This is a genomic window from Amycolatopsis rhizosphaerae, from assembly GCF_007713715.1.
GTDB classification, from domain to species: Bacteria; Actinomycetota; Actinomycetes; order Mycobacteriales; family Pseudonocardiaceae; genus Amycolatopsis_E; species Amycolatopsis_E rhizosphaerae.
The window spans coordinates 1-10,894 of sequence record NZ_VJWX01000234.1 but is presented as its reverse complement, the minus strand read 5'-3'; the positions used below and the strand labels follow the sequence as shown (position 1 = coordinate 10,894).

The following is a 10,894-nucleotide window of genomic DNA, read 5'->3' as shown; positions in this document are numbered from 1 at the left end:
CCCCGAAGGTGCGCTCCGGCTGGTACAGCCGCCGCGCGACCTCCCAGTCCTCGTCCTTGATCGGCGGCAGGTGCATCGCGCCGCGGAAGACCAGGCTCGCCGCGCGGGTCTCGTCGGTCCGCAGGGTGCGTACGGTGTAGTCGCTCACGGCCCGATCGTGGCCGAGCCCCGCCCCGGCGTCGAACGCTTTATTGCCCGGCCATCCCGACCTGGTAGAGGCCGTCCTCGTCCTTGACGGTGACGAGCACCTTCTGCTGCTGCCCGCCGATGCTGGCGGTGCAGGTGAAGGTGGTGCCCGCCTTGACCGGCTGGTCCGGCGGGCAGGAGACCGAGTCCGCGGGCGTGCCGTACTGGCTCAGCATGTCCTTGACCCCGTTCTGGACCGCGGTGGCGTCCAGGACGTGCGACACGAAGAAACCGGGCGTGACGAACCCGGTGATCCCCAGTGCGGCGACCACCACCACGAGCGCCCCGATCACGATCCACAGCACCTTCCCGCCCTTGCGGGCGGGCGCCGGCTGCCCGAACGGGCCAGGCTGCTGCCCCGCGAACTGTTGCTGCGGATACTGGCCGTACTGCTGAGGGTAGGGCTGCTGCTGAGGAGGCCGGCCGAATCCCGGCGGCTGCTGCCCGTATTGCTGGCCGTACTCCTGCCCGTACTGCGGCGACGGCGGCGGCTGCTGAGGCTGGCCCGCCGCCGGGAATCCGCCCGACTGCGGCCCCGGGGGCTGGGGCGCCTGCCCCCACTGGGGCGGCTCGTTACCACCGTACGGCGTGCTCATGGAAGTTCTCCTCCGGCCCGTCTCGCTGTGCGAGATCCAATCACAACCGCGCCGAAAGTTCACTCGACGCCGGCGGCCACCACACCCCGGCGCAATGCCTGCACGGCCTTCGCCGCGGCCGCGCCCACCTGGTGCCCGCGGCCGAGCACCGTGCGGATCTGGTCCAGCAGGTCGATCACCTGCCGCGACCAGCGCACGAAATCGCCCGCGGACAGCTCCTGCCCGTTGGCCTCCGCCGTGGTCAGCACCTGTTCCAGCGACTCGCCCCTGGCCCACCGGTACACCGGCCAGGCGAACCCGGCGTCGGGCTCGCGGGTGCGGTCGAGCCGGTGCCTGCGCTCGTCGTCGGCCAGGTCCGTCCACAGCCGGACGGTGTCCTGCCAGGCCCGCGGCACCGCGCCCGAAGGCAGCCTCGGCTCGCCCGCCGCGTCCCGGCGCGCCTCGAAGACCAGCGTCGACACGATCGCGGCGAGCTCGGCCGGGCTGAGCCCCTCCCAGACCCCGTGCCGGATGCACTCGGCCGCCAGCAGGTCCGACTCGCTGTAGATCCGCGAGAGCACCTCCCCGTGCTCGGTGACCCGGTTTTCGCCCTTGCCGAGGTAACCGCGCTCGTCGAGCAGGTCCCGGATGCGGTCGAAGGCCCGGGCCAGCGAATGCGTCGTCGCCGCCACCTTGCGTTCCAGCTGGTCGGTTTCCGCCTTGAGCCGCTGGTACCGCTCCACCCAGCGCAGGTTCGCCTCCCGCTCGGCCAGGCCGTGGCACGGGTGCGCCCGCAACTCGCGCCGCAGCGCGATCAGCTCCGGATCGTCGTTGGCGCCCGTGCGCCTGCGCTGCCGCGACGGCAGCGCGATCCCGGCGTTCCGCAGCGTGGACGCGATGTCGCGCCGGGTCTTCGGCGAGCGCAGCTCGACGTGCTTGGGCAGCCGGATGTGGCCCAGCGGCTCCACCGGGGCCGGGAAGTCCGACAGCGACAGCGGACCGGACCACCGGTCCTCGGTGACCACCACCGGCCGCGGTTCCCGGATCGGGTCGAGTCCGGGATCCACCACCACGGCCAGCCCCGCCCGCCGGCCCTGCGGCACCGCGATCACGTCGCCCTTGCGCAGCTTCTCCAGCGACTCGGCGGTGCTGGCCCGCCGCGAGGCGGTGTTCTGGCGGGCGAGCGCCTTCTCCCGGTCGGAGATCTGCCTGCGCAGCGCCACATAGGACAGCATCTCGTCGAAGTCGCCGGTGATCGCCTCGGCGTAGCCCGCCAGCGCCTCCTTGTTCTTCTCGATCCGGCGGGCCAGGCCCACCACCGACCGGTCGGCCTGGAACTGTGCGAACGACTGCTCCAGCAGCTCGCGCGCCTGGTCGGGACCGAGCTGGGCGACGAGGTTGATGGCCATGTTGTAGCCGGGCCGGAAGGACGAGCGCAGCGGATAGGTCCGGGTCGAGGCCAGCCCGCCCACCTGCTTCGGGTCCACGCCCGGCTGCCAGACGACGACCGCGTGCCCCTCCACGTCGATCCCGCGCCGCCCGGCGCGGCCGGTCAGCTGGGTGTACTCCCCCGGGGTCAGGTCGACGTGTGCTTCGCCGTTGTACTTGACCAGCCGTTCCAGCACCACCGTGCGGGCAGGCATGTTGATCCCCAGCGCCAGCGTCTCGGTCGCGAACACGACCTTCACCAGACCACGGACGAACAGGTCCTCGACCGTCTCCTTGAACGCGGGCAGCAGGCCCGCGTGGTGGCTCGCGATGCCGCTTTCCAGTGCCTCCCGCCACTCCCAGTACCCGAGTACGCCGAGATCGCCCTCCGGGAGATCGCCGGTGTGCTGGGTGATGATGCGCCGGACCTCCGCGCTCTCCTCCGGGGTGTTGAGGCGCAGCCCCGAGCGGGTGCACTGGGAGACCGCCGCGTCGCATCCCGCGCGCGAGAAGATGAACACGATCGCGGGCAGCAGGCCGGCCGCGTCCAGCCGGGTGATCATGTCCACGCGGGACGGCGGCCGGAACCTCGGCCCCGAAGAACCCCGGTACTGCTGGCGGCTCCTCCCCCGCAGCCCGGCCGGTGCGTGCATCCGGCCGACCTCCTCGGCCCGCCGCAGCAGCCCCGGGTTGATCCGCGGCTCGGCATGACCGGGCTCGGTGGCGAACAGGTCGAGCAGCCGGTTGCCGACCAGCATGTGCTGCCACAACGGCACCGGGCGGTGCTCATCCACCACCACGGTGGTGTCCCCGCGTACTTCGACCAGCCATTCGCCGAACTCCTCGGCGTTGCTCACGGTCGCGGACAGGCCCACCACGCGCACGTACTCCGGCAGGTGCAGGATGACCTCTTCCCACACCGCGCCCCGGAACCGGTCCGCCAGGTAGTGGATCTCGTCCATCACCACGTACCCGAGGTCGTTCAGCGCCGAAGACCCCGCGTAGAGCATGTTGCGCAGCACCTCGGTGGTCATCACCACGATCTGCGCGTTGCCGTTGATGGCGGTGTCGCCGGTGAGCAGACCGACGGCGGCGGGGCCGTAGCGGTCGATCAGGTCGTTGTACTTCTGGTTCGACAGCGCCTTGATCGGCGTGGTGTAGAAGCACTTGCGGCCCTCGGCAAGCGCCAGGTGCACGGCGAACTCGCCGACGACGGTCTTGCCCGCCCCGGTGGGGGCGCACACCAGTACGCCGTGGCCGTCTTCCAGTGCCTCGCAGCCACGCAGCTGGAAGTCGTCGAACACGAACGACGCTTCCGCCGCGAACCGGGTCAGTTGTCGGTATTTCCCGCGGCGCCGCGAAGCCTGGTAGGCCTCGGCCGGGGAGGGAGAAGGGCTAGCGGCCACCCCGCCAGGGTGTCACATCGCGGCCCGCCCGCGCATCGGGTGGGGTATGCCGGATCACAGCACGATCGCCAGCGCCCCGGGCACGCACCGCACGGACACCGGAACGGTCCCGGCGGGCTCCCCGTCGGCGACCACCGGCCAGCCGTTGCCCTCGATGAGGACCTCCCGCGCCCGGACGGTCCGGACGGCGGGATGCGCCAGGTGCGCCCCGGTGCGCAGCCTCGGCAGCAGGCGGATCAGGTCGGCCCGGCCCGCGCGGCCGACCACGGTGATGTCGAACAGGCCGTCACCGGGATCCGCCGCGGGGCAGACCGGGATCCCGCCGCCGTAGTAGCCCGTGTTGCCCACCGCGACCAGCGTGGCCTCCAGTTCCCACCGGTCGCCGTCGAAGGACAGGGCGACCGGCTTCGGCCGGAACCGCGCCAGCTCGCCCACCACCGCGACGTCGTAGCGGTGCGGCCCGGTGGGCCAGCGCAGCGCGGCCGCGAGACGGGCCACCGCGGCGTCGAACCCGGCGCACAGCACGGTGGCGAACCAGCACCCGTCGTCGGCCCGGCCCAGGTCCAGCACGCGGCGGCGCCCGGAGGCCAGCGCGTCGAGGAGCGTGTCGAGGGCACGCAGGGGATCCAGCGGAATGCCCAGCGCCCGGGCGAAGTCGTTGCCGCCCCCGGCGGGCAGCACCGCCAGCGCGGTGCCGGTGCCCGCACAGACCTGCACCGCCTGGTGGACGGCACCGTCACCGCCCAGCACGACCAGCAGATCCCCGCCCGCCGCACCGGCCGGGTCGCCGGTCCACAGCTCCAGCCGGTCCACCCGCTCACGCAGCCGGGCGGCCACCACGCCCTTGAGCCGCTCCGCGGCGCCCCCGCCGGAACCGGGGTGCACCGCCAACACCGCGCGCACGTTAACGCCTAAATGCTCCGCCGCTTCATGTCACGGTTTCTAGGTGATGTCGTCGGTGCTGGTCGTCGCGGCGGGCTGGTCATCGACCCGGCTCGGCTCGTACTGGAACGGCGCCGGCTGGTCGTCGGGCAGATCGGCCCAGCCCTCGTCCACCCGCTTCGCCTCCTTGCGCCGGTCGTGCACCCTGGCGATCTGGATGGCGATCTCGAACAGCACGGTGAGCGCCCCGGCCAGCCCGATCATCGAGAACGGGTCCGAGCCGGGCGTGGCGAACGCGGCGAAGACGAACAGCAGGAAGATGATCCCTCGCCGCCACTTCTTCAGCTGCGCGTACTTCAGCACGCCCGCGAAGTTCAGCATCACCACCAGCAGCGGCAGTTCGAAGCTCACCCCGAAGATCACCAGCAGGGACAGCACGAACGAGATGTACTTGTCCGCCGTCAGCGCCGTGGTGAAGAAGTCGCCGCCGAAGTTCATCAGCATCTGGAACGCGTGCGGCACCAGCAGGTAGGCCAGCAGCGCGCCGCCCGCGAACAGGATGCTCGCGAACCCGACGAAGGTCAGCGCGTACCTGCGTTCCTTCGAGTACAGTCCGGGCGCGATGAAGGCCCAGATCTGGTACAGCCACAACGGCGAGGTGACCACGGCACCGGCGGCCAGACCCACCTTCAGCTGGATCATGATGCCTTCGAACGGCGCCGTCTGCAGCAGGCGGCAGCTGCCGTCCGGTCCGATCGTGCCGGGCAGCAGCCGATCCGCCGGGATACCGCAGTACGGGCTGTTCATCAGCTGCCCGAGCGATTCGATGGGGCCCAGCCTCGTCTGGAACCAGATGAACCCGAAGATGCCCCCGGCGAGGAGCGCCAAGAGCGCATAGCCGAGACGCCGCCGGAACTCGTAGATGTGCTCGATCAGCGTCATCGTGCCGTCGGGATTGTGCCGACGGCTGCGCTTACGCCGCCGGGTCCGGCGGTCTTGGGGGGCGGACTCCGCCACTAGTGGAATCCCGTCCGGCTCAGCTGGCGTGCTTCTGCGACTGCTCTTGCTGCTTCTTCAGCTCGTCCAGCTGACGCTGCAGCTCCGCGACCTGCTGGTCGGTGTTCTGCGGCTGGGCGGTGGAAGCGGGCAGTTGCCTGGCGTCGTGGCTCTCGGCGGAGTCACCGTCCCGCAGATCCTTGGTCTCGGCCTTGAAGATCTTCATGGACTTGCCGATGGAGCGGGCGGCGTCGGGAAGCCGCTTGGCACCGAACAGCAGCACCACGATCAGCACCAAAACGATCAAGTGCCACGGCTGCAACCCGTTCAGCATGAGTGGCCTCCTATCTCTTTCCTGCCCAATACTACTGGTTCTCCGGCACTGGCCGGCGCTGCCGAACAGCCACGCGAACGGCCGCCCCGCGGGCCCTGAGCAGGCCCAGCCGGTCGTTCGTCCCCGTTCTGACCATGCTTGCGGCCGAAAGGAATCGGCGCAAGCCCCTGACCGTCGCCAGAACCAGCGCGACCAGGATCACGATCCCGGCCACGACGAGCGCGATGCTCAGCGTGTACCACACGCGGTCACCCTACTGGCCCAAGGTGGACGGAAGGTGACGAGCCCGGGCCAGTGCGTCGGCCGCACGGCGACGAACGCCCTCCGCCAGCTGCGGCGGTGATTCCACCTTCGCGTCGCCGCCCAGGCTCAGCACCAGCCGCTCGATCCACCACTGGTCCCAGTAGCGCATCCGGATGCGCAGGCGGCCGCCCTCCAGCTCGTCGAGCTCCTCGCACGGGTAGTACTCGGCCACCCACCGCGCGTCCGGTTCGAGCACGAGTTCGGCCACGGACTGCCCCGGCCGGGCGGCGAACACGCCGTCGGACAGATCGGTGGGGCGCGCCGTGGACGGCGGCGAGGCGGCCTCGTCGAGCACCCGCACGTCGTCGATGCGGTCGAGGCGGAACAGCCGCACCCCTTCGGCGCGGCGGCACCATGCCTCCAGATAGCCCACGGCCTGCACGATGAGCAGCCGCATCGGGTCGACGGTGCGCTCGGTGATCTCGTCGCGGGAGGCGGTGTAGTAGCGGATGCGCAGCGCGCGGCCGTCCCGCAGCGCGCGCTGCACCACCTCACGGGTGTGTGCGGTGGTCTTGCCCTCACGGACCCCGAGCCCCACCACCACACCCGAGGGCTGGGCCTGCCCGGCGGCCGTCTCGATCTTGGCGATCGCGCGGCGCACGGCGTCGGTGTCGAGCACCCCGGGGGTTTCGGCCAGCGCCCGCAGCGCCACCAGCAGCGTGGTGGCCTCGGCACCGGTCAGCCGCAGCGGCCGGTTCATGCCCGCGTCGAAGGTCACCGTGACGGTCTCGCCCTCGAAGGACAGATCGATCAGATCGCCCGGCCCGTACCCCGGGAGGCCGCACATCCACAGCAGTTCCAGATCCCGGCGCAGCTGCTTGGGGGTCACCCCGAAGTCGCGGGCGGCATCGTCGATCCTGATGCCCGGCCGGGCCAGCAGATAGGGCACCAGCGCCAGCAGGCGGGGCATGCGGTCCGCGGAACTCATCGGCGGGCCTCCTCGCAGGCCACCGCCGACAGCCGTTCCCGGACCGCCTTGGCCAGCACGTCGGGCTCCAGCACCAGCACGTCGGGCCCGTGCCCGGCGATCCAGTCCGCCGCGCTCTCCGGGTAGTACAGCTCCAGTTCGGCAAGGTCCCCGGCCACGCCGTCGACGGTCAGCCTGCCGGTCAGGCGGGCGCGCCGCCGCACCCCGGCCGCGCGCCGGTCGGCGATCCACAGCTTCGCCGTGGCCACCGGCGACTGCTCCGCGTCCGACTGGCTGCTGCCCGCGACGAACTCCAGCAGATTGACCTCCTCGGGCCGCTCGACCTCGCCAGGACGGCCCACCGTGCGCACCTCCCCGACGATGCGCGAAAGCCGGAAGCAGCGGGTGGCCCGGCGGTCGCGGTCGTGCCCGACGACGTACCAGCGGGCCCGCCACGACACCACCCCCCAGGGTTCGAGCAGGCGGGTCAGCCGCTCCGCGGAACCGGAACGGCGGTAGTCGAACCGGACCGCCTGCCGTTGCTGGACGGCGGCCAGCAACGGGGAGAACGCCGGCTCGGTGCGGACGCGCGACTCGACCAGCGGCGGCGCCCCGTGATCGACCTCCACCCCGGCGGCCCGCAGTTTCACCAGTGCGCCCTGGGCCTGCCCGGTCAGTTCGGGCGAATCCCACAGCCGCACCGCCAGCCCGACCGCGGCCGCCTCGTCCGGCGCCAGCTCGATCTCGCCGAGTTCGTAGTCGCGCCGGGCGATGCGGTAGCCGTCGATGCCGTCGAAGACCGAATTGCGGCCGATTTCCAGCGGGATCCCCAGCTCCCGCAGTTCGGTCTTGTCCCGCTCGAACATCCGCGAGAACGCTTCGTCGCTGGCCGCGTCGGCATACCCGGGCACGATGCCGCGAATCCGGTCGGCGGTGAGGTACTGCCGGGTGGACAGCAGGGCGAGCACCAGGTTGACCAGGCGTTCGGCGCGGGCGGTGGACACGCGAACACCCTAGCCCGCCCCCGGCGCGCCGATGCGCGGGTGGCCGCAATACACGCCGGAAATTCGAACTCCTGACCGACTCCTCACCCGAAAGTGGTGAATCGGTGCCGGTCCGTCACAGCGAACCGATCAGGCGGTCGACCCGCTCGTCGACGGCCCGGAACGGGTCCTTGCACAGCACGGTGCGCTGCGCCTGGTCGTTCAGCTTCAGGTGCACCCAGTCCACGGTGAAGTCACGGCCCGCGGCCTGGGCCGCCGCGATGAAGTCGCCCCGCAGCTTCGCCCGGGTGGTCTGCGGCGGCGTGTCCTTGGCCAGCTCGATCTCGCCGTCGTCGGTGATCCGCCGGACCAGGCCCTTGCGCTGCAGCAGGTCGAAGATGCCTCGGCCCCGCCGGATGTCGTGGTAGGCGAGGTCGAGCTGGGCCACCCGGGGGCTGGACAGGTCGAGATTGTGCTTGGCCTTGTAGCGCTCGACCAGCCGGTGCTTGATCGCCCAGTCGATCTCGGTGTCGATCTTGCTGAAGTCCTGCTGCTCGACCGCGTCCAGTGCGCGGCCCCACAGCTCGATGACACGCTGCGCGGTCGGGCCCGAATCGTTGGCCTTCACATGCTGGACCGCCCGGCCGTAGTACTCGCGCTGGATGTCCAGCGCCGAGGCCTCGCGCCCGCCCGCCAGCCGCACCGGCCTGCGGCCGGTCAGGTCGTGGCTGATCTCGCGGATCGCCCGGATCGGGTTGTCCAGGGTGAAGTCCCGGAACTGCACCCCCTGCTCGATCATCTCCAGCACCAGGTTCGCGGTGCCCATCTTGAGCAGGGTGGTGGGCTCGGCCATGTTCGAGTCCCCGACGATGACGTGCAGGCGCCGGTACCGCTCGGCGTCGGCGTGCGGCTCGTCCCGGGTGTTGATGATCGGCCGGGACCGGGTGGTCGCGCTGGAGACCCCTTCCCAGATGTGCTCGGCACGCTGCGACAGGCAGTACACCGCGCCGCGAGGGGTCTGCAGCACCTTGCCCGCGCCGCAGATCAGCTGACGGGTCACCAGGAACGGCAGCAGCACGTCGGCGATGCGGGAGAACTCGCCGGCGCGGGTCACCAGGTAGTTCTCGTGGCAGCCGTAGGAGTTGCCTGCCGAGTCGGTGTTGTTCTTGAACAGGAAGATGTCGCCGCCTATGCCCTCGTCGGCCAGCCGGCGCTCCGCGTCCACGAGCAGGTCCTCGAGGATCCGCTCGCCCGCCTTGTCGTGCGTGACCAGCTGGACCAGGTCGTCGCACTCCGCGGTGGCGTACTCGGGATGGGAACCCACGTCCAGGTACAGGCGTGAGCCGTTGGACAGGAACACGTTCGACGAGCGCCCCCACGACACCACCCGCCGGAACAGGTATCGGGCAACCTCGTCCGGGGAGAGCCGGCGCTGCCCGTGAAAGGTGCAGGTGACGCCGAACTCGGTCTCGATGCCAAAAATCCGCCGCTGCATCTCTCAATGCTAGGCGTTTTCGCGGGGTGTGCGGTGCGCCGTTCGGGCGGCGGCGCGACCCGGCTTCGTTCGCCCGGCGTGGTCAAAGCATCCTTGACCCGGCCATGGCGGTTTCTTGACGGTGTTGGATGATGACGGGAGTCCCTGCCACCTGGGGGTTCACGACGACAGGGGACGTGGTGTTCGAGGCTGCACACAACTGCCTGCAGCAGGGCGCGTCGTGGTGCGGCGCGGCCCCTCTCGCACGTGTGGGTGACCCGGTCATCCCGGAAGACGTGGCCCGCCACGTGCGGGAACTCGGCCCGCTGGAGTCACCGGCGATCTGGTGGACCTTCGCGGGCTGGTCGGTGGCGCTGCTCGCGGTGGCCGTGTTCTTCCGGCACCGGCGCAGGATCGGGCGCCGGGCCGGGATCGCCGCGCTCGTCTGCTTCCTGCTCGCCGCGGTGACCGGCGTCAACACCTACGTCGGTTACGTCCGCACGAGCCACGATCTGGGCCGCCTGCTCCAGCGCGCCTCCGGGCCGATCGCGGCGATGGGACGGCTGCTGGACGACGGGCGCAACGGGCCCGAGGAGGGCGGCGGGCCCCGGCAGGTCCGCGACCAGGGCGGCGATCGCCCCGACGACCTGCACATCGAGCAGGTCGAACTGCCCGACCCGCCGCACGCCATCCCGTCCGGGCACACCTTCGTGCTGCTCCCGCCCGGCTACACCAAGCCCGAGAACGCGCAACGGCGCTACCCCGTGGTGTATCTGATCCACGGCTACCCGTACGGCGGGCCGGAGGACTGGCTCACCTCGGGCGACGCGCCCACCACACTGCGCATGCTCTACGCCGACCACGCCATCGCCCCGGCGATCGTGGTCAGCCTGGACATGACCGCGGGCCAGCCCAGCCGCGACTGGGAGTGCCTGAACGTGCCCGGCGGGCCCCAGCTGGAGACATACCTCGCGCAGACCGTGGTGCCCGCGATCGACCAGCGTTACCGCACCGTGGCCGATCGCGGCGACCGGGCGCTCGGCGGCATGTCCGGCGGCGGCTACTGCGCGCTCAACATCGGCCTGCACCACGTGGACCAGTTCGGCTCGCTGCTGATCGCCCTGCCCTACGACACCCTCGGCGACGACCAGGACCTGCTGCACGGCGACCGGAACCTGATCGAGGCGAACACGCCCCACGACTACCTGCCGACCATGCCCTTCGCGCACCCCGTCGCGACGATGCTGGCGGTGGGCACCGGTGCCCCGACCGACGTGGACACGGCCAAGACCATCGCGGCCACGTTCGAAGCCCGCGGCCAGGAAGCCGTGGTACACATCGAACACGGCTTCAACCACACCTGGCACACGGCCCGTGCCGCGCTGCCCTCCCTGCTGATGTTCGCCGACCAGCACTTCAC

The 10,894-nt window shown here is 71.1% G+C and carries 10 protein-coding genes; 1 reads left to right on the top strand and 9 read right to left on the bottom strand.

The window, feature by feature from the left end; genetic code table 11:
* Positions 1-188: 188 nt before the first annotated feature.
* From FNH05_RS21805 to pafA, 9 genes are all read right to left on the bottom strand, one after another.
* Complete coding sequence (locus FNH05_RS21805) at positions 189-782, bottom strand: DUF4333 domain-containing protein (RefSeq protein WP_144590568.1); 594 nt, start codon at positions 780-782, stop codon at positions 189-191.
* A gap of 59 nt (positions 783-841) precedes the next feature.
* Positions 842-3,595 (bottom strand): DEAD/DEAH box helicase, encoded by a 2,754-nt coding sequence (locus tag FNH05_RS21800; protein ID WP_144590567.1) that lies wholly within the window; start codon positions 3,593-3,595, stop codon positions 842-844.
* A 54-nt stretch (positions 3,596-3,649) separates the two neighbouring features.
* Positions 3,650-4,498: a diacylglycerol/lipid kinase family protein gene (locus tag FNH05_RS21795; protein WP_144590566.1), complete on the bottom strand. Its 849-nt coding sequence runs from the start codon at positions 4,496-4,498 to the stop codon at positions 3,650-3,652.
* A gap of 39 nt (positions 4,499-4,537) precedes the next feature.
* Entirely contained in the window at positions 4,538-5,494 is a 957-nt protein-coding gene (tatC, locus tag FNH05_RS21790; RefSeq protein WP_186382671.1) for a twin-arginine translocase subunit TatC, read from the bottom strand.
* Between the two features lie 19 nt (positions 5,495-5,513).
* The gene (gene tatA / locus FNH05_RS21785; protein ID WP_144590565.1) at positions 5,514-5,807 is read right to left on the bottom strand and encodes a Sec-independent protein translocase subunit TatA; all 294 of its coding nucleotides are present in this window, start codon (positions 5,805-5,807) and stop codon (positions 5,514-5,516) included.
* Positions 5,808-5,838: 31 nt separating this feature from the next.
* Positions 5,839-6,051, bottom strand: coding sequence for a bacteriophage holin (locus FNH05_RS21780; RefSeq protein ID WP_144590564.1), 213 nt, complete (start codon positions 6,049-6,051; stop codon positions 5,839-5,841).
* A 9-nt stretch (positions 6,052-6,060) separates the two neighbouring features.
* Complete coding sequence (locus FNH05_RS21775; RefSeq protein ID WP_144590563.1) at positions 6,061-7,038, bottom strand: helix-turn-helix transcriptional regulator; 978 nt, start codon at positions 7,036-7,038, stop codon at positions 6,061-6,063.
* Positions 7,035-8,021, bottom strand: coding sequence for a helix-turn-helix transcriptional regulator (locus FNH05_RS21770; RefSeq protein ID WP_144590562.1), 987 nt, complete (start codon positions 8,019-8,021; stop codon positions 7,035-7,037). Before FNH05_RS21770 ends, FNH05_RS21775 begins: the two co-directional genes overlap by 4 nt.
* Positions 8,022-8,136: 115 nt before the next feature.
* Entirely contained in the window at positions 8,137-9,495 is a 1,359-nt protein-coding gene (pafA, locus tag FNH05_RS21765) for a Pup--protein ligase (protein ID WP_144590561.1), read from the bottom strand.
* A 131-nt stretch (positions 9,496-9,626) separates the two neighbouring features.
* Here pafA and FNH05_RS21760 point away from each other — a divergent pair.
* Positions 9,627-10,894, top strand: a 1,268-nt coding sequence (locus FNH05_RS21760) for an alpha/beta hydrolase (RefSeq protein WP_144590560.1), incomplete at its 3' end; no start/stop codon positions are given.